Below are 18,899 nucleotides of genomic sequence, written 5' to 3' on the forward strand. Positions count from 1 at the left end.
CATGGCTGCTGCAAAAACCGCCTCGCGCAGGAATGCGTCAGGCGGTTTTTTCGTTTATGGGAAGGCGCCGCGTATGGGATCCGCATATTTGAGATGTGGATCAGGAAAGTGGCGAAAAACCCTTGATTTCCTGGGCTTAAGCACGATCTCAGGAACAGCCCTACAATAGCGGCTAGAAGCTTATTTGGAGAGTTCGAATGAACGCTGTCACCGAGACCCCCGTGACTGAAATGCCCGGTCCCTTCGTTTTTACCGACGCAGCGGCTGACAAGGTCAAGCAACTGATCGACGAGGAAGGCAACCCGGAGCTGAAGCTGCGCGTGTTCGTGCAAGGCGGCGGCTGCTCGGGCTTCCAGTACGGATTCACGTTCGACGAGACGATCAACGAAGACGATACCGTGATGGACAAGCACGGCGTCCAGTTGCTGATCGACTCGATGAGCTATCAGTACCTCGTCGGCGCAGAGATCGACTACAAGGACGATCTGAACGGCGCGCAGTTCGTCATCAAGAACCCGAACGCCTCGACCACCTGCGGTTGCGGCTCGTCGTTCTCGGTCTGATCGAACCGGCAAGCAGCATAAAAAACGGGGCTTCGGCCCCGTTTTTTCTTCGTCCGCCGACCGCAATCAACGCGGATAAATCGCGCCCAGCACCCGTTCGCCCGCCGCGCCCGTGACAGCGGGCAGATTGCCGGGTTCGCGCGCCGTGCAGCGCATCGCCAGCCAGGCGAAGGCGAGCGGCTCCACTTGCTGCGGTGGCACGCCTAGCGCCTCGGTCGTCATGACCGGCACGCCGGCCACGCCACCCGTCTCCAGCGCCTTCTGCAGCGCTTCCATCAGCGTGGGATTGCGCGCGCCGCCGCCGCACACGTACACCGCGCGGCAGTCTCCCGCGTGACGCTCGATCTCCCGCGCGACACTCACGGCCGTAAGTGCGACGAGCGTGGCTTGCACGTCCGCAGGCGTGAGCGATTCGAAGCCCTTCAGTTTTTCATCGAGCCACTGTGCATTGAACAGATCGCGCCCCGTGCTCTTGGGCGGTTGCTGTTCGAAAAACGGTTCGTCGAGCAGTGCGTTCAGGAGCGGCTGATGCAGATTGCCGCTTGCTGCGAACTGGCCATTCTCATCGTAGGGCTTGCCCAGATGGCGCTCTGCCCAGAGGTCGAGCAGCGCATTGGCTGGGCCGCAGTCGAAACCACGCACCGCGCCCGTCGAACTGAGGACCGTGATATTGCTGATGCCGCCCAGATTGCAGACGACACGCGTCTCCTCCTGCGAGCCGAACAAGGTCGCGTGAAAGGCCGGCACGAGCGGGGCGCCCTGGCCGCCCGAGGCGACGTCGCGGCTGCGGAAATCGGCGATTACATCGATGTGCGCGAGTTCGGCGAGCAGCGCGGGATTCTGGATCTGGACCGTGAAGCCTTTTTCGGGCCGATGGCGGATGGTCTGCCCGTGCGCACCTATCGCGCGCACCTGGTCGGCGGACAGATTGCCTGCGCGCAGCAGTTCGTGGCAGCAGACCGCATAGCGCGCCGCGAGCGCATTGCCCGCGAGGCAGGCCCGTTCGATCTCGTTCTCACCGGGTTGTTGCAGCGAGAAGAGCGCTTCGCGCAAGCCTTGTGCGAAGCCAACGAAGGCCTCGGCCAGCACGACAGGCCGCTGACCGTGCGCGAAACGCACGGCAACGCCGTCGACACCGTCCATGCTGGTACCGGACATCAGACCGAAATACACGCCGTCGCCCGGGTGTGCGCTCTCAACTTTCTGTGCGTCGCGTGGCGCCACGTTGTGCTCCTTTCGTGAATGCGAGGAAGAGATTCCGACGGTGATTATCGGGGCAATAGCCATTCGGCGTAAGCCGAAAGGCTAGTTGTGGCGCGCCGCGTGAAATGGGACGCTCATGACCATTGCTCGCGAGCAGGGCGGCACGCGGCGTTTGATCAGGATCAGTCGGTGAAATGCCTTTGGTTGACCTCAAAAGCGTCGATTTGTATAGTGAGGCTATACGCTATACATGACCCTGGATGCTCTGCGTGCCTTCTTCAATTCGCACTGTCTGGGGAACCATGATCAAGTCGTGGAAGCACAAAGGCCTGCGGGACTTCTTCTTCACAGGCAACAAGGCGGGCGTGCGGCCCGATCACGTACCGCGCTTGAAACGTCAACTGGCGCGGCTTGACGAGGCGCAGGCGCCGCAAGACATGAATGTACCGGGCTGGCGTTGCCATTCGCTGGATGGCGGTCTGTGCGGCCATCACGCGGTCAGCGTGAGCGGTAATTGGCGGCTCACATTTACGTTCGAGCGCGGGCATGCAGAGCTCGTCGATTACCACGACTACCACTGAACAGGTGCGAGCACGATGAAGGACACGAAAACCCTCAAGGACACGATCCGCATGCACAATCCGCCGCATCCGGGCGAGACGCTGCGCGAAGACATCCTCCCCGGACTCGGGCTGACGGTGACCGAGGCCGCGGCACAACTGGGCGTCACGCGCGTGGCGCTCTCACGCGTGCTCAACGGGCGGGCCGGCATTTCGCCGGAAATGGCGCTGCGTCTGGAGCAGTGGCTCGGCGCCGAAAACGGCGGCCGCGCCGATCTCTGGCTCGCGCAGCAGGCCGCTTACGATATCTGGCAGGTACGCTCGAAAGGCCTGCCACACGTCAAACCCGTCGAACCCGTAGTGCACTCCTGAGCCCAACTCGCCCAAACCTCGGCCCAACGTGCCGAATCACGTAAAATCGAGGTCTAGACTCCAGACTTAACGACAGAACCGATCGAAGCATGAGCACCGACTCCGCATCCAACAGTGGCGCCAACAACGGCGCCAAAGACGCCTTTCCGGTCACCGACGAAGTCCGTCACGCGCTCGCCGTCACGAAGCGTGGCGTCGACGAACTGCTGATCGAAGAAGAATTCCAGCAAAAGCTCGCCCGTAGCGCCGCCACCGGCAAGCCGCTGCGCATCAAGCTCGGCCTCGATCCGACTGCGCCCGACATCCACATCGGTCACACGGTCGTGCTCAACAAGATGCGTCAGCTGCAGGATCTCGGGCACAACGTGATCTTCCTGATTGGCGACTTCACCTCGCTGATCGGCGACCCGTCGGGCCGTAACGCCACGCGTCCGCCGCTCACGCGCGAGCAGATCGAATCGAACGCCAAGACCTACTTCGAGCAGGCCGCGCTCGTGCTCGACCGCGAGAAGACCGAGATTCGCTACAACAGCGAATGGTCGATGCCGCTCGGCGCCGACGGCATGATCAAGCTCGCGTCGCGCTACACGGTCGCGCGCATTCTGGAGCGCGAGGACTTCACCAAGCGCTTCCAGGGCGGCGTGCCCATCTCGATCCACGAGTTCCTCTACCCGCTGATGCAGGGTTACGACTCGGTCGCGCTCAATTCGGACCTGGAACTCGGCGGCACGGACCAGAAGTTCAACCTGCTCGTCGGCCGCGAACTGCAAAAGCAGTACGGCCAGGAACAGCAGTGCATTCTGACGATGCCGCTGCTCGAAGGTCTGGACGGCGTCGAGAAGATGTCGAAGTCGAAGAACAACTACATCGGCATCAGCGAAAAGCCCAACGACATGTTCGGCAAGCTCATGTCCATTTCGGACACGCTGATGTGGCGTTACTTCACGCTGCTCTCGTTCCGTCCGATGGCGGACATCGAAGGCTTCAAGCGCGAAATCGAAGCGGGCCGCAATCCGCGCGACTTCAAGGTGCTGCTCGCGCAGGAAATCGTTGCGCGCTTCCACTCGCAAGGCGACGCCGAGCGCGCGCTCGAAGACTTCAACCACCGCGCCAAGGGCGGCGTGCCCGACGATATTCCCGCCGTCACGCTCGCGGGCGCGCCGCTCGCGATCGGCCAGTTGCTCAAGCAGGCGGGCCTCGTGCCGTCGACCAGCGAAGCGCTGCGCAACATCGAGCAGGGCGGCGTGAAGATCGACGGCGCCACCGTGTCCGACAAGGGCCTGAAGATCGAAGCGGGCGAGTTCATCGTGCAGGTTGGCAAGCGTCGCTTCGCGCGCGTCACGCTCACCGCATGATCGCGCTGATCCAGCGTGTGCTGCGCGCCGACGTGCGCGTGAAGGACGGCAACGCTGAACGCGTGACGGGTGCGATCGGCCAGGGGCTGCTCGCGCTCGTCTGCGCGGAGCGTGGCGATACCGAGGCAAACGCGGACAAACTGCTCGCCAAGCTACTCGGCTATCGGGTGTTCAGCGACGCGGCGGGCAAGATGAACCTGCCGGTGCAGAACATCGACGGCAATGGCGCGCCGGGTGGTCTGCTGCTGGTGTCGCAGTTCACGCTCGCCGCGGATACTAACAGCGGTCTGCGCCCGAGCTTCACGCCGGCCGCGCCGCCTGACGAAGGGCGGCGTCTGTTCGATTATTTTGTCGCTGCCGCACGCGCGAAGCATCCCACGGTCGAGACCGGCGAATTCGGCGCCGACATGCAGGTGTCGCTCGTCAACGACGGGCCGGTCACGTTCTGGCTGCAAGTGCCTAACTGATGCAAGCGTGATCCATGACGACGCAAATTCTCTTCATCCGCCACGGCGAAACCGACTGGAACCGCATCAAGCGCATCCAGGGGCACATCGACATTCCGCTTGCGACGAGCGGCATTGAACAGGCGCAGCGACTGGGTGCGTGTATCGCTCGCGAAGTGAGCGAGGGTGCGCGGCTCGATGCGATCTGGTCGAGCGACCTGTTGCGCGCGCAACAAACAGCGCAGCCCATCGCGCAGGCGCTTGGCCTTGCGACCCAGCTCACCGAAGGTTTGCGCGAGCGCAATTACGGTGCGTTCCAGGGCCATGACAGCGACGAAATCGCCGAGCGTTTTCCCGACGAATACGCGCACTGGCAAACGCGCGACCCCGGTTTCGCGCCGCCCGAGGGCGAGTCGCAGCGCGAGCTCTATCATCGCGTGCTGCACGCGCTGGAACCCATCCTCGCGAAGCATCCCGGAGGGCGCATCGCGTGCGTGGCGCACGGCGGCGTGCTCGACTGCATCTATCGCTTTGCGAACAGCATCGGACTCGAAGCGCCGCGCGCGTGGCCGTTGCTCAACACGAGCGTGAACACGGTCGATTTCGAGCGCGATAGTTCGGTCACGAAAGCGCGCGTGGTCGCCTGGGGCGATGTTTCGCATCTACCCTCTACCAGCGCCGACGACGGCCTCAAGCGCACACCCGAACCGGGCCGCTGAACGCTCAGCGATAGCACGTCGCATACCGCTTCGCTTTCTCTCTTCTACTCCCGCGCGCCGTGCCCGCATGACGGGCCGGCGCGCGCGTCAAGTCTCCTTCCCGCCGCTTTTTGACGCTGCGTTGTTCGCACGCCGACAGCCAACCGTAAAGCAGTTGCGCCTGCTACCATTTGTCCGACCTTTGCGCTTTGCCGCGTCGGTGGGGCCTCGCAGCGATTCTCGACGCGTGCGGGCGCCGGCCGCGTGTTGAAGAGGAACGCGCGCGCACCCCATGCTGGCGGTGCGGTGAAGCCTGGGTTGCCTATGAAAAGCAGTTTCCAGAACAAATTGCAGGAGATTTTCAATGACGTTCAAGCTTCACAAGCTGTTGCCGGTGAGCGCCGCCGTGTTGGCGTTCGGTGCGATGTGCGCCAATGCATCCGCTGACCAGGTCGTCAAGATCGGTCATGTCGGCCCGCTCACGGGCGGTTCGGCCCACCTCGGCAAGGACAACGAAAACGGCGCGCGTCTTGCTGTCGAGGAGATCAACGCGAAGGGCCTCACGATCGGCGGCCAGAAGGTCACGCTCGTGCTGGACGCCCAGGACGATGCCGCCGACCCGCGCCAGGCCACCCAGGTCGCACAGAAGCTCGTCGACGATAAGGTCGTCGCGGTGATCGGCCATCTGAACTCGGGCGCGTCGATCCCGGCTTCGAAGATCTATAGCGATGCGGGCATCGTGCAGATCTCGCCCTCGTCGACCAATCCGTCGTACACGCAGCAGAACTTCAAGACCACCTACCGCGTCGTGGCGACCGATGCCCAGCAAGGCCCGGCGCTCGCGAACTATGCGGCGAAGGCGCTGAACGTGAAGACGGTCGCCGTGGTCGACGACTCGACCGCCTACGGCCAGGGCCTCGCGAACGAATTCGAGAAGACCGCGAAATCGCTCGGCCTGAAGGTCGTCTCGCACGACGCGACCAACGACAAGGCCGTCGATTTCCGCGCAATTCTCACCAAGATCAAGGGCGAAAACCCCGACGCGATCATGTACGGCGGCATGGACGCCACGGGCGGCCCGTTCGCCAAGCAAGCCAAGCAACTCGGCCTGCGCGCGAAGGTGCTGGCAGGCGACGGAGTGTGTACGGAAAGCCTCGCGCAGCTCGCGGGCACGGCGTCGGACAACATCGTCTGCTCGCAGGCTGGCATGGCGCTCGAGCGCATGGACGGCGGCGCGGTGTTCTCGGCCAAGTACCAGAAGCGCTTTGGCCATGCGATCGAATTCGATGCGCCGTTCACCTATGACGCGGTGTACATCGTCGTCGATGCGATGAAGCGCGCGAACTCGACCGACCACGCGAAGGTCCTCGCGGAGATCCCGAGCACCGACTACAAGGGTGTGATTGGCGAGACCGTGTTCGATTCGAAGGGCGACCTCAAGCATGGCGTGATCTCGCTCTACAACTACAAGGCGGGCAAGAAGTCGCTGCTCGACGTGGTGAAGATGTAACGTCCTCGGACGCTGCAAATGGAACGGCCAGTGCGCGCGAGCGACTGGCTTTTTTTTATCGCTTGTGCAGAAGCCCGGTCAGGTCGTGGGCGGAGTCGACGCGCGTCGGCGCGCCCGCTTCGAAACCCCGTTCACCAGCGCCCAGCGCAGCACCGGCGCGACCGCGCGCATGCCCGGCTGGACCAATGTGCGGCGCGCGAGCGTGAAGCGGTCGAAGCCGAGCATCGCCTGCGCGAACGGCGGTAACAGGTCGATGCCCGCCTGGCGCATCAGCGCGCCAGCGGGGCGCATCGCAGGACGCGGTGCGGGCGCTTCCATCAGCACGCGTACGACTTCGCGTGTGCGCTCGCTGGCGACCAGTTCAGGCTGCATCGCGTTTAGATAAGCGGCGATTTCGGCGCGAGAACGCGGCACGTCGGTCGCGCCGAGCAATTGGGCGATCAACGCGACCTCGGCGTAGTACTGATCCTGCAACTCGCCCGGCAGTGCCGGATTTACGTAGCGCAAATACGCGCCGAGGAAACTCGACACTTCGGCCACATGAACCCAGGTGAGCAGCGCGGGATCGCTCGCACGATAGGGGCGGCCGTCGGGCGCCGTGCCCGTCACGCCCTCGTGGATGGCTTTCACACGCTCGATGAGCTTGAGCGCGTCGGCGCGGCTGCCGTAAGTGGTGCCCGCGATGAAGGTCGCGGTGCGGCGCAGGCGGCCGAGGATGTCGGCGCGGAAGGTCGAGTGATCCCACACGCCCGCGAGTGCAAGCGGATGCAGCGCCTGCAACAGCAGCGCGCTGATGCCGCCCGCCATCATGCCGGCGAAATCGGCGTGCACTTTCCAGCAGATCGAGTCGGGGCCGAAGAGGCCCGGGTCGCCGGGCGGATTCGAATAATCGAGTTTGGGGCCGCTGCCCGTGGTGAGATGCGTGACGCTCTCGGCGAGCGCCATGCGCAGGCGCTGCGCGAACTGGCCGACGAACCCCTTGGGCTCGGGAGCGTCGTGGCGGCGGCCTGCGTGATCGGACATCGTCGATTTGCTCGCGCTGCGCGTGTCGGCCTGGACCGGCTTACGCCTGATTCGGATCCCAGTCGCCGCCAGTCGAGGCGTCGTCGGGAACGGTCAGGCCGAAGTGGCGATAGGTCATCTGCGTGGCCACGCGCCCGCGCGGGGTGCGTTGCAGGAAGCCTTGCTGGATCAGATACGGCTCCAGCACGTCTTCGATCGTGTCGCGTTCCTCGCCGATCGCGGCGGCGAGATTGTCGACGCCCACCGGGCCGCCGTCGAACTTGTGCAGGATCGCTTCGAGCAGCTTGCGGTCCATCAGGTCGAAGCCCACGGGATCGACGTCGAGCATGCGCAGCGCGGCATCGGCTACCTGGGCGGTGATGTTGCCGTCGGCCTTCACTTCGGCGTAGTCGCGCACGCGGCGCAGCAGGCGGTTGGCGATACGCGGCGTGCCGCGCGAACGGCGGGCGATTTCGAGCGCGCCGTGGGGGTCGATCTGCGCGCCCAGCAGCGCGGCGGAGCGCTGCACGATGCGCGAGAGCTCACCTGCGTTATAGAACTCCAGACGCGAGACGATGCCGAAGCGGTCGCGCAGCGGGTTCGTGAGCATGCCCGCGCGCGTGGTCGCACCGACCAGCGTGAACGGCTGCAAATCGAGCTTCACGCTGCGCGCAGCGGGCCCTTCGCCGATCATGATGTCGATCTGATAGTCCTCGAGCGCCGGATACAGGATTTCCTCGACGACCGGCGAGAGCCGGTGAATTTCGTCGATGAACAGCACATCGTTGGCTTCGAGATTGGTGAGCAGCGCGGCGAGGTCGCCCGCGCGTTCGAGCACGGGGCCCGAGGTCTGACGCAGGCTGACCCCCATTTCGCGCGCGATGATGTGCGCGAGCGTGGTCTTGCCGAGACCCGGCGGCCCGAACAGCAGCACGTGGTCGAGCGGCTCGGAGCGGCGTTTGGCGGCTTCGATGAAGATCTCGAGCTGGCCGCGCACCTTTTCCTGGCCGACGTATTCGTCAAGCTGACGCGGGCGCAGCGCGCGCTCGAACGCCTCTTCGCCATGCGAGGCGGGCGTGGGGGCAATCACGCGGTCGGCGCCAGCGCCCGATGCGCGATTCGCGGCGAGTTTGTCGGTTTCGATCATCCAGCAATTGTACCGCGCGCCTTGCACGCTGATCGCCGGGTTTCTGGCCTCTGGCAGCCCTTGCCGCCAATGTGTGACCAAGCGTGCAACTAACAGCCAGCCAAGGCCCAGAAGCACTGCACGCGCCACAAGTGCGCCTCAAGCGTGCCCAAAAGCGCGCGTGCGACGCGCGCACTTGACGCACGTGAATCAGGCCTTCGACAGCACCTTCAGCGCAGCCTTGATGCCATCGGAGACGCCCGCGCCAGCCGGCACGTTCTTGATCGCGGCGAGGCCTTCCTTCTCGGAATAGCCGAGCGCGAGGAGGGCGTTGAGGATGTCGTTCGCGTGATCGGAGGGCGACGCGGCCGCGGCCATCGCGCCCAGATCCGCGCCGAGCTTGCCCTTGAGTTCGAGCAGCAAACGCTCGGCCGTCTTCTTGCCGATGCCGGGCACGCGCGTGAGCCGTGCCGAATCCTGCAACGTAATGGCCTGCGAAAGATCGTGCACGCTCATGCCCGACAGGATGGCCAGCGCCATGCGCGCGCCGATGCCGGTGATCTTGAGCAACTCGCGAAACGTTGCGCGTTCTTCCACCGTGGCGAAACCGAACAGCAGATGCGCGTCCTCGCGCACAATCATCTGCGTGAGCAGGACGACGCGTTCGCCGTTGCCGGGCAGGTTGTAGAACGTGCTCATCGGCACATCGACTTCGTAGCCGATGCCGTTGCAGTCGATGAGCAGGTGCGGCGGGTTCTTTTCCAGCAATACGCCGGCAATGCGACCGATCATGGCGGGTTCAGTGATAGGAGAAAGCGGAGAGTGTAGCGGAGCGCGTCAAGCGCGAGGAGTCGGCCGTCTGGCCAATCACCCGATAAGGCGACCGCGCCGTACGCGCACGCCCTTCTTCGCGAGCGCGGGCGCAAGACCGCCCAGGGTCGCGAGCGTATCGCCGCTATGCGCGTGGCAGATCGCCATGCCGAGCGCGTCGGCGGCGTCGGTGCCGGGCATGCCGGTGAGGCACAGGAGGCGCACGACCATCTGCTGCATCTGCTCCTTGGTCGCGCGGCCGTAACCCACCACGGCCTGCTTGAGCTGTAGCGCGGTGTATTCGGCGACTGGCACGCCGCCCGACACCAGGCCGCAGATGGCTGCGCCGCGCGCCTGGCCGAGCAGCAGCGTCGATTGCGGATTGACGTTGACGAAGACCTTTTCGATCGCCGCCTGATCGGGCGCATGCTGACGCACCAGCGTGGACACGCCCTCGAAGATGGTGCCCAGGCGCGTGGGCAGATCGGCATCGGCGGTGCGGATGACGCCGCTTGCGACATACGTCAGCTGATGGCCGTGACGCTCGATCACGCCAAAACCGGTCACGCGCAAGCCGGGGTCGATGCCAAGAATTCTCATGAAATACGGGGAAAACGGGGTATGTCCAGGATGGTACAACGAACGGTGCGTTTGTCGCGAGCCAGCGAGGTCTAATAGGGGCGCAGCCGGAGCGCAAAGAAAAAGCCCGCTGGACTGCACGTCCAGCGGGCTTTTTCGAAAGCTTAAGCACCGATCAGTGACGGAAGTGGCGGATGCCCGTCATCACCATGGCGATGTTGTGCTCGTCGGCGGCGGCGATCACTTCGTCGTCGCGCATCGAGCCGCCCGGCTGGATCACGCAGGTCGCGCCTGCATTGACCACCACGTCCAGACCGTCACGGAACGGGAAGAACGCATCCGACGCCACGGCCGAACCCGCGAGCTTGAGGCCCGCGTTTTCCGCCTTGATGCTGGCGATGCGCGCCGAGTCCACACGGCTCATCTGGCCCGCGCCCACGCCCATCGTCATGCCGTCTGCGCAGAACACGATGGCGTTCGACTTCACGAACTTCGCAACGCGCCATGCGAACAGCAGATCGTCCATTTCCTTCGGCGTCGGGTGACGCTTCGTCACGACGCGCAGTTCGTGCGGCTGCACGTTCTTCGAGTCGAGCGATTGCACCAGCAGGCCACCGCCCACGCGCTTCAGATCGAATGCGTTGTGGCCTTCACCCAAGGCGATTTCGAGCAGACGCACGTTCTGCTTCGCGGCGAACACCGCCTTGGCCGCAGCCGAGAACGACGGAGCGATCAGCACTTCGACGAACTGCTTCGAGACGGCTTGTGCCGCGGCTTCGTCGACTTCGCGGTTGAAGGCGATGATGCCGCCGAACGCCGACGTCGGGTCGGTCTGGAACGCCTTCGAGTACGCTTCGAGCGCGTCGGCGCCAACTGCCACGCCGCACGGGTTCGCATGCTTGACGATCACGCAGGCCGGCACGTCGAAGGTCTTGACGCATTCCCACGCTGCATCGGAGTCAGCGATGTTGTTGTACGAGAGTTCCTTGCCCTGGATCTGCTTGTAGTTCGCGAGCGCGCCAGCGGGCGAGGCCAGATCGCGGTAGAACGCAGCGCTCTGGTGCGGGTTTTCGCCGTAACGCAGGTCCTGGACCTTGTCGAACGCGAGGTTCAGCGTGGCCGGGAATGCGTTGCGCGTCTTGTGCTCCAGCGCTTCGGTCAGGCTCGTCAGGTAGTTCGTGATCGCGCCGTCGTACTGCGCGGTGTGCGCGAACACCTTGGTCGCCAGACGGAAGTTCGTCGCGTAGCCCACGTTGTTGCCGTTCGCGCGCATCTCTTCGAGCACCTTCGCGTAGTCGGTCGGGTCGACCACGACCGTCACGTCACGATGGTTCTTCGCCGCCGAGCGCAGCATCGTCGGGCCGCCGATGTCGATGTTCTCGATCGCGTCTTCCAGCGAGCACTCTTCCTTCGAGATCGTCTGAACGAACGGGTAGAGGTTCACGACCAGCAGGTCGATCGTCGGGATGTCGTGCTTTTCGAGCGCTGCCATGTGTTCCGGCAGATCGCGGCGCGCAAGAATGCCGCCGTGAACCTTCGGGTGCAGCGTCTTCACGCGCCCATCGAGCATTTCCGGGAAGCCGGTGTAGTCGGCCACTTCGGTAACGGGGAGGCCCGCGTCCGCGAGCAGTTTCGCGGTGCCGCCGGTCGAGAGGATCTTGACGCCGAGATCCGACAGCGATTTCGCGAAGTCAACGATGCCTGACTTGTCGGAAACGGAGATGAGCGCTTGCTTGATCATGATGGGGGAGAGTTGCCGGGAGATCGAGGAAGGAGCGCGGGAAGTCCAGATGTGCGGCGGGCCGCGACGGCCGTTACAGCAGGCCGTGCTGCTGGAGCTTCTTGCGCAGCGTATTGCGGTTGATGCCGAGGTACTCGGCGGCCAGCGACTGATTGCCGCCGGCCTGCTCGAGCACCACCTCGAGCATCGGTTTTTCGACGCACGCCATCACCATTTCATAGACGTCGTGCGGATTGCTGCCGTCGAGATCCTGGAAATAGACTCCCAGGCTATCGCGGACGGATTGTTCGATATTGTGCTTGCTCATGCTGCCAGTCGATCGGTAGGTTCGCGCTCGCCTTGTGCGCCGTTCTCATCGTCTTCGTAGACGAGGCGCTCGGAAACGGCCTTCTGCTCGTCGAAGAACTGATTGACGGCGGCGAGTTGTTCGCGTGTGGTGTCCAGCGTGTTCATGCGATGCCGGAACGCGTTGGCGCCGCAAAGGCCGCGAGTGTACCAGCCGATATGCTTGCGTGCAGTACGCACACCCGTAAACTCGCCATAAAACGCGTAGTGGTCCTCCAGATGCTCATTCATGATCATCTGGATCTCATCCACGCGCGGCGACGGCAACAGTTCGCCGGTAGCGAGGTAATGCTCGATTTCGCGGAACAGCCACGGACGCCCCTGCGCCGCGCGGCCGATCATGATGGCGTCCGCGCCCGTGACGGCGAGCACGTGCTGGGCCTTCTGCGGCTTCGTGATATCGCCGTTGGCGACCACCGGAATACGCGCGGCGGCTTTCACCGCGGCAATCGTTTCGTACTCGGCATCGCCGTGATAGAGGTCCGCGCGCGTGCGGCCGTGCACGGTCAGCATCGAAATGCCGCTTTCTTCGGCGATGCGCGCGATGGTGAGCGCGTTCTTGTGGTCGCGGTCCCAGCCGGTGCGGATCTTCAGCGTGACGGGCACGGCATCTGGCCCCACACCGACGGCATTCACGACGGCCCCGACGATGCGCGCAACGAGCGGCTCGTTCTGCAGCAGTGCAGAACCGGCGGCCACGTTGCAGACCTTTTTGGCCGGGCAGCCCATATTGATGTCGATGATCTGCGCGCCGTTTGCGACGTTATACCGCGCCGCTTCGGCCATCATTTCCGGGTCGGCGCCCGCGATCTGCACGGAAATCGGCTCGACCTCGCCTGCGTGATTGGCGCGGCGCATGGTCTTTTCGCTTTTCCAGAGCTGCGCGTTGGACGCGACCATCTCCGACACGGCGTAACCCGCGCCCAGACGCTTGCACAACTGGCGGAAAGGCCGGTCCGTGACGCCCGCCATAGGGGCGACGAACAGGTTATTGCGCAGGGTGTGACGGCCGATTGTGAACATGATGCGCGACAAAAGCGGCAGCGCGCCCGGCGGACTTCGACGAAAGCCGAAGGCGTTGGCGCGGCTGCAACTCGAATTGGGGAAACGCGTATTTTAGCGTTAACGAGATGGGAGGGCTTGGATCGCGGACCCTGGTGTGGTTTGGCGGGGCTGCTCAGTTTCGGTGTCGTAAAACGACTTCGACCCTTATCAATTCCGCTGCCCGAACATCATCTGCCTCGCGAGCGCCGCCTTCACCGGCGGCACGAATTCGAGCGCCGTCAGCGCCAGTCCGCGCAGCGTCGCGAGCGCGGGGAAATCCACCGTGAACAGACGCGCGAGCGTATCCGTCGCGCCGATCGTCACGCCCCGGTCGACGGCGCGCCGGCCCGCGAATTCGGCGAGCGCGAGCGGCGTCGCGCCATGTTGTGCGAGGGAATCGGCCAGTGCGTGCGCGTCGCGCAGACCGAGATTCAGCCCCTGACCCGCCACCGGATGCAGCGTTTGTGCCGCGTTGCCCACGGCGGCGATGCGGCCGTGGCCGGACACCAGCGCATCGAGCGCATTCAGGCCGAGCGGAAAGGCCGCGCGCCCCTGAATCTGCGTGAAGCGGCCCATGCGCGCGCCAAAGGCCGCGCCGAGTTCGGCGAGGAAGTCGGCATCGGACAGCGCAGCGCGGCGCGCCGCTTCGACCGGGGCCGAGCACCACACGAGCGCGTAATCGGCGTCGCGCGGGCCGCCCATCGGCAGCAGCGCGATCGGACCTTCGTCCGTGAAGCGCTCCCACGCGACATGCGCCTGAGGTGCCGAAACGCTGACCACGCCGACGAGCGCCGTCTGGCCGTAATCGCGTGTGCGCTTTTGTGCGGGTGCCGGCTGCGTTGCGGCTTCAGCCGGGCCGCGCTCCGCTTCGTTTTGTTCTTGTTGCTGCGTATCGGCGCTCGGAGCCTGCACGCGATACAACCCGCCTTCCGCGTTCACGAGAATGCGCGCGCGCAACGTGCGCGCCACGCCCGCGCTTTCGATGCGAAGCGTCACGCCGTCGTGCTCGACCACGGGTTCCTGGGCATGCGTGTGATGCAGCCAGTGCACGCCGGTGCGGCGCACGGCCTGCGCAAGCGACTGCACGATCGCACCGTAGCGCGCGACATAGCCCAGCGCGGGCAGATCGTAATCGTTGCGATCGATCAGCGTGCGGCCGAAGTGACCGCGCTGCGAGACGTGGATGCGTTCGATCGAAGTCGCGTCCTGAGGCCACGCGAGTGCCTGCAGCAGCGTGCGGCTGCCCTGCGAGACAGCGATGGCGCGCGGGTCGCCCGCGCTATCCTCGGGCTCGCGCGCATCGATCAGCGCGACCGACAGCGACGACGTCGCGCTACGCCGTGCGAGCCAGCCCGCGAGCGCGAGCCCGACCGGCCCCGCACCGACGATGATGACGTCATGGTCGAAAGGGGCGGGCGCGCCCGACTTATGGTCGGTTTCGCTGGCTGGGTTGACTGCGTTCATGTTGCTGCGTTCGGCTCGGGTCGTTGGCTTGTTGTGGTCGAAAAGCGCTTATGCGCCGCGCTGCGCTTCCTGCATCAGCGCTTCGATTTCGTCGGCGTTCACGGGCACGCCGCGCGTGATGAGTTCGCAGCCGGTCTCGGTGACGATGGCGTCGTCTTCGATACGGATGCCGATGTCCCAGTAGCGCTCGGGCACGTCTTCGGCGGCGCGGATGTAGAGGCCCGGCTCGATCGTGAGCGTCATGCCCGCGCGCAGCGTGCGCCACGGCGGCGGTGCGTCACCGTGCGTGCCGGCAGCGGCCTGGGCGTCGCGCTCGCGGTAATCGCCCACATCGTGCACATCCATGCCGAGCCAATGCCCCGTGCGATGCATATAGAAGCGCGCATAGGCGCGCTCGGCGATCACGTCGTCCACGCTGGCGTAGCGCTGGCGGTCGAGGATGCCCGTATCGAGCAGCCCTTGCGCAAGCACGCGCACCGCCGCGTCGTGCGGCGCTTCGAAGTTCACGCCCGCGCGCGTGGCATCGACCGCCGCCTGCTGCGCGGCGAGCACGATGTCGTAGATCTCGCGCTGGGCAGGGGTGAAACGTCCGCTGGCGGGGAAGGTGCGCGTGATGTCCGATGCGTAGCCATTCAGCTCGCACGCGGCGTCGATCAGGATCAGGTCGCCCTCGCGCGCCACGGCGTTGCCCGCCGGGTAGTGCAGCACGCACGCGTTCGCGCCAGCCGCGACGATCGAACCGTAGGCGGGCGCTTGCGCGCCGTGCTTGCGGAACGTGTAGAGCAGCTCGGCCTCGATTTCGTACTCGCGCATGCCGGGGCGGCACGCCTGCATCGCGCGCACATGCGCAAGCGCCGAGATTTTCGCGGCGCGGCGCATCGTATCCAGCTCATGCGCGTCCTTGATGAGGCGCATATCGTCGAGCAGCGGCAGAAGGTCACAGGCAGCCGCCGGTGCGGTGATGCCGCTGCGCCCTTGAGCACGCACCGTGTCGATCCAGCCGCGCACCTGCGCGTCGAAACGCTCGGACGCCGCGAGTGCATAGTGCAGCGCCGGACGATTGGCGATCAGGCGCGGCACCTGGGTATCGACATCGTCGATGGCAAACGCGGCGTCGAAACCGAACGCTTCGCGCGCGCCATCGGGACCGAAACGGAAGCCTTCCCACGTTTCGCGTTCGACGTTCTTCGCGCGGCAGAACAGAATCTGGGCCGGCTGATTCTCGTCGGCATTCGCGTCGAGCACGAGCAATGCCTCGGGCTCGGTGAAGCCGGTGAGATAGTAGAAATAGCTGTCGTGCCGATAGGGATAGTCGGCGTCGCGATTGCGCATGACTTCGGGCGCCGTGGGCACCAGCGCCACGCCGCCGCCTTGCGCGCGCAGCGCGGCGAGCACGCGTTCGCGTCGCGCGCGATAAAGCGCGGCGCCGCCATCGGGGCCGTGCGGCGCATCGGCAGCGGCGCGCGAAGCGGCCGAGGCGCTTTCCGTAAGGGTCGTGTCCATCGTGCGATTGTAGCGCCTGACTGTGCGCGATGCCCGGCGCCGCACGCCGCTTCGACAAGCCCCGTATGCCGGGCGCAAGGGCGGTTGCGACAAGGTTGTTGTTGCATTGAGCCGACAGCGCCGCCGCGTGAATTCACGCGATACAGCGGACGACTCGTCAGAATATGTCAATTCCAACGTATACTTCGGCCGGATTCCAGAAAAGGCAGGTGCGATGAAACTTATCGGTTCGCTCGGCAGCCCGTATGTCCGCAAGGCGCGGATCATGCTCGCCGAAAAGAAAATCGAATACAAGCTGGTGCTTGAAAACGTGTGGGGCGCTGAAACGGCAATCCACGATTTCAACCCGCTCGGCAAGGTGCCGTGTCTCGTGATGGAGGATGGCGAAGCCGTATTCGACTCGCGCGTGATCTGCGAATACGTGGACATGCTCTCGCCGGTCGGCAAGCTGATTCCGCAAGGCGGACGCGAGCGCGTGGAAGTGCGGTGCTGGGAAGCGCTCGCCGACGGCATGCTCGACGCTGCCGTGCTGATCCGCACGGAAGACACGCAACGTACGCCCGAGCAGCGCTCCGAAGCGTGGATCGAGCGGCAGAACCGCAAGATCCACGAAGGTCTGAAGGCGATGGCCAAGGGCCTCGCGGGCAACGCGTGGTGTGCGGGCAACCGCTACACGCTCGCCGATATCGCGGTGGGTTGTGCGCTCGGCTATCTCGACTTCCGTCAGCCGCAACTCGACTGGCGCGAGCCGCATCCGAATCTCGCGAAGCACTTCGAGAAGCTCATGCAGCGCGCGTCGTTCGCGGATACGGTGCCGCAGGCATAACGCTGAATACCGTGCAGGTATAAAAAAAGCGCGCAGAGCAATGCGCGCTTTTTTTTCGTCTTCGATATTCAAACGATGACGATGAAAAATACGCGCGCAATTCATTTAAGTTGCGCGCGCAACCAACATTAAAACATCAGACGATTTTCTCGACTTCAGGCGCAAACGAATCGCTGCGCGCCACCGGCCACCATTTCTCGTAAAGCTGATAGCGATAACGCGCTTCCAGCAGATCGCCCGGCTTCAGATACTTGAGCAACTCCGACATCAGCTTCACTTCGTACGAGGAAACGCGGCGCACGATGTGATGCGCGCGCAGATCGGCGGGGCTGTCGAGGCCCGCGGCCTGAATGATTTCCTGCAACGCATGCAGTGTGTTGCGATGGAAGTTGTAGACGCGTTCGCCCTTGTCGGGCACGTCGAGCGCGCGCTGGCGCACCGGGTCTTGCGTCGCGACGCCGGTGGGGCAGCGATCCGAATGGCACTTCTGCGCCTGGATGCAGCCCACGGCGAACATGAAGCCGCGCGCCGAGTTGACCCAGTCAGCGCCGATCGCCATCGTTTTGGCGATATCGAAAGCGGTGATGATCTTGCCGCTCGCGCCGATCTTGACCTTGTCGCGCAGGCCAATGCCGACGAGCGTGTTGTGCACGAGCAGCAGACCTTCTTGCAACGGCGTGCCGATGTGATCGGTGAACTCGATGGGCGCTGCGCCCGTGCCGCCTTCCGCACCATCGACCACGATGAAGTCGGGCAGGATGCCGGTTTCCAGCATGGCCTTGGCGATGCCGAAGAACTCCCACGGATGGCCGATACACAGCTTGAAGCCGGTGGGCTTGCCGCCCGACAGCTTGCGCAGGCGCTCGACGAATTCGAGCAGGCCGCGCGGCGTGGAAAACTCCGAATGGCGTGCGGGCGACACGCAGTCCTGACCCATCGGAATACCGCGCGTTTCCGCGATCTCCGGCGTGACCTTGGCCGCGAGCAGCATGCCGCCGTGGCCCGGCTTCGCGCCTTGCGAGAGCTTCACCTCGATCATCTTCACCTGCGGCTCGTTGGCGAGACGCTGGAATTTCTCGGCGCTGAACGTGCCGTCGTCGTTGCGGCAGCCGAAGTAACCCGAGGCGATTTCCCAGATGATGTCGCCGCCATGCTCGCGGTGATACTTCGACATCGAGCCTTCGCCGGTGTCGTGCGCGAAGCCGCCTTTCTTCGCGCCCAGATTGAGCGCGCGGATCGCATTGGCCGACAGCGCGCCGAAGCTCATCGCCGAGACGTTGAAGATCGACATCGAGTAGGGCTGGGCGCGGCTTGCGCCGACCAGCACGCGGAAGTCACTGCCGTTGAGCCTGGTGGGCGCGAGCGAATGGCTGATCCATTCGTGGCCGACGGCCTTCACGTCGAGCTCGGTGCCGTAGGGGCGGCTGTCGACGACGTTCTTCGAGCGCTGGTACACCACGCTGCGCTGTACGAGCGAGAAGGGTTTTTCGTCGGTGTCGTCTTCGACGAAGTACTGGCGGATTTCAGGCCGCACGAACTCGAACAGGAAACGCAGATGGCCCCAGAGCGGGTAATTGCGCAGGATGGCGTGGCGCAACTGGGTCATGTCGTAGATGCCGAGCGCAACGATGAGCGCAGGCACGACGGCGCAGAACCACGACAGATGATGGAATGCCGCTGCAATGACGCAGGCCGCAAGCAGCAGCACCGCGCACCACATGGCGAGGTAACGTCGGGAAAACATGGGGGGAC

The 18,899-nt window shown here is 64.6% G+C and carries 19 protein-coding genes; 8 read left to right on the plus strand and 11 right to left on the minus strand.

The genetic code is table 11. From position 1 onward, the window contains the following. The first annotated feature begins 197 nt into the window (after positions 1 to 197). Positions 198 to 563 carry an iron-sulfur cluster insertion protein ErpA gene (gene erpA, locus U5782_RS04265; protein WP_322042588.1) on the plus strand — a complete coding sequence of 122 codons (366 nt, stop codon included), beginning with the start codon at positions 198 to 200 and terminating at the stop codon, positions 561 to 563. Positions 564 to 629: 66 nt separating this feature from the next. On the opposite strand, the gene U5782_RS04270 is transcribed toward erpA, so the two are convergent. Beyond that, a complete protein-coding gene (locus tag U5782_RS04270; RefSeq protein WP_322042589.1) occupies positions 630 to 1,787 on the minus strand; it encodes an anhydro-N-acetylmuramic acid kinase in 1,158 nt (385 codons plus the stop codon). 281 nt (positions 1,788 to 2,068) lie between these two features. Between U5782_RS04270 and U5782_RS04275 the strand changes: the two genes are divergently transcribed. The 6 genes from U5782_RS04275 to U5782_RS04300 all read left to right on the plus strand — a co-directional run bounded on the left by U5782_RS04275 (position 2,069) and on the right by U5782_RS04300 (position 6,707). Next, complete coding sequence (locus U5782_RS04275) at positions 2,069 to 2,347, plus strand: type II toxin-antitoxin system RelE/ParE family toxin (RefSeq protein ID WP_322042590.1); 279 nt, start codon at positions 2,069 to 2,071, stop codon at positions 2,345 to 2,347. Between the two features lie 15 nt (positions 2,348 to 2,362). After that, positions 2,363 to 2,698, plus strand: a complete 336-nt coding sequence (locus U5782_RS04280; RefSeq protein WP_322042591.1) for a HigA family addiction module antitoxin — start codon at positions 2,363 to 2,365, stop codon at positions 2,696 to 2,698. 89 nt (positions 2,699 to 2,787) lie between these two features. Continuing rightward, a complete protein-coding gene (tyrS, locus tag U5782_RS04285) occupies positions 2,788 to 4,053 on the plus strand; it encodes a tyrosine--tRNA ligase (RefSeq protein ID WP_322042592.1) in 1,266 nt (421 codons plus the stop codon). Next, the gene (dtd, locus tag U5782_RS04290; protein WP_322042593.1) at positions 4,050 to 4,520 is read left to right on the plus strand and encodes a D-aminoacyl-tRNA deacylase; all 471 of its coding nucleotides are present in this window, start codon (positions 4,050 to 4,052) and stop codon (positions 4,518 to 4,520) included. Before tyrS ends, dtd begins: the two co-directional genes overlap by 4 nt. Positions 4,521 to 4,534: 14 nt before the next feature. Next, positions 4,535 to 5,218, plus strand: a complete 684-nt coding sequence (locus tag U5782_RS04295) for a histidine phosphatase family protein (RefSeq protein ID WP_322042594.1) — start codon at positions 4,535 to 4,537, stop codon at positions 5,216 to 5,218. A 343-nt stretch (positions 5,219 to 5,561) separates the two neighbouring features. Continuing rightward, positions 5,562 to 6,707, plus strand: coding sequence for a branched-chain amino acid ABC transporter substrate-binding protein (locus U5782_RS04300; RefSeq protein WP_322042595.1), 1,146 nt, complete (start codon positions 5,562 to 5,564; stop codon positions 6,705 to 6,707). 78 nt (positions 6,708 to 6,785) lie between these two features. Here U5782_RS04300 and U5782_RS04305 read toward each other — a convergent pair whose 3' ends face one another. The 9 genes from U5782_RS04305 to U5782_RS04345 form a co-directional block, all read right to left on the minus strand. Then, on the minus strand, positions 6,786 to 7,730 hold the full coding sequence (locus tag U5782_RS04305) for an oxygenase MpaB family protein (RefSeq protein WP_415914247.1): 945 nt from the start codon (positions 7,728 to 7,730) through the stop codon (positions 6,786 to 6,788). A gap of 40 nt (positions 7,731 to 7,770) precedes the next feature. Then, complete coding sequence (gene ruvB / locus U5782_RS04310; RefSeq protein WP_322042596.1) at positions 7,771 to 8,856, minus strand: Holliday junction branch migration DNA helicase RuvB; 1,086 nt, start codon at positions 8,854 to 8,856, stop codon at positions 7,771 to 7,773. A gap of 189 nt (positions 8,857 to 9,045) precedes the next feature. After that, positions 9,046 to 9,627: a Holliday junction branch migration protein RuvA gene (gene ruvA / locus U5782_RS04315; protein WP_322042597.1), complete on the minus strand. Its 582-nt coding sequence runs from the start codon at positions 9,625 to 9,627 to the stop codon at positions 9,046 to 9,048. 75 nt (positions 9,628 to 9,702) lie between these two features. Then, complete coding sequence (gene ruvC / locus U5782_RS04320; RefSeq protein ID WP_322042598.1) at positions 9,703 to 10,245, minus strand: crossover junction endodeoxyribonuclease RuvC; 543 nt, start codon at positions 10,243 to 10,245, stop codon at positions 9,703 to 9,705. Between the two features lie 154 nt (positions 10,246 to 10,399). After that, a complete protein-coding gene (gene purH / locus U5782_RS04325) occupies positions 10,400 to 11,965 on the minus strand; it encodes a bifunctional phosphoribosylaminoimidazolecarboxamide formyltransferase/IMP cyclohydrolase (protein WP_322042599.1) in 1,566 nt (521 codons plus the stop codon). A 73-nt stretch (positions 11,966 to 12,038) separates the two neighbouring features. Then, on the minus strand, positions 12,039 to 12,272 hold the full coding sequence (locus tag U5782_RS04330; RefSeq protein WP_027816854.1) for a Fis family transcriptional regulator: 234 nt from the start codon (positions 12,270 to 12,272) through the stop codon (positions 12,039 to 12,041). Then, positions 12,269 to 13,333 (minus strand): tRNA dihydrouridine synthase DusB, encoded by a 1,065-nt coding sequence (dusB, locus tag U5782_RS04335; protein ID WP_322042600.1) that lies wholly within the window; start codon positions 13,331 to 13,333, stop codon positions 12,269 to 12,271. Before dusB ends, U5782_RS04330 begins: the two co-directional genes overlap by 4 nt. Before the next feature lie 189 nt (positions 13,334 to 13,522). Continuing rightward, positions 13,523 to 14,818 (minus strand): UbiH/UbiF/VisC/COQ6 family ubiquinone biosynthesis hydroxylase, encoded by a 1,296-nt coding sequence (locus tag U5782_RS04340; protein ID WP_322042601.1) that lies wholly within the window; start codon positions 14,816 to 14,818, stop codon positions 13,523 to 13,525. A gap of 48 nt (positions 14,819 to 14,866) precedes the next feature. Then, positions 14,867 to 16,321 carry an aminopeptidase P N-terminal domain-containing protein gene (locus U5782_RS04345; RefSeq protein ID WP_322042602.1) on the minus strand — a complete coding sequence of 485 codons (1,455 nt, stop codon included), beginning with the start codon at positions 16,319 to 16,321 and terminating at the stop codon, positions 14,867 to 14,869. A 214-nt stretch (positions 16,322 to 16,535) separates the two neighbouring features. On the opposite strand from U5782_RS04345, the gene U5782_RS04350 reads away from it, so the two are divergent. Then, the gene (locus tag U5782_RS04350; RefSeq protein ID WP_322042603.1) at positions 16,536 to 17,147 is read left to right on the plus strand and encodes a glutathione S-transferase; all 612 of its coding nucleotides are present in this window, start codon (positions 16,536 to 16,538) and stop codon (positions 17,145 to 17,147) included. Between the two features lie 136 nt (positions 17,148 to 17,283). On the opposite strand, the gene U5782_RS04355 is transcribed toward U5782_RS04350, so the two are convergent. Then, positions 17,284 to 18,891, minus strand: coding sequence for an FMN-binding glutamate synthase family protein (locus U5782_RS04355; protein WP_322042604.1), 1,608 nt, complete (start codon positions 18,889 to 18,891; stop codon positions 17,284 to 17,286). Positions 18,892 to 18,899 lie beyond the last annotated feature (8 nt).

Source organism: Paraburkholderia sp. J67, from assembly GCF_905220265.1.
Lineage (GTDB): Bacteria > Pseudomonadota > Gammaproteobacteria > Burkholderiales > Burkholderiaceae > Paraburkholderia.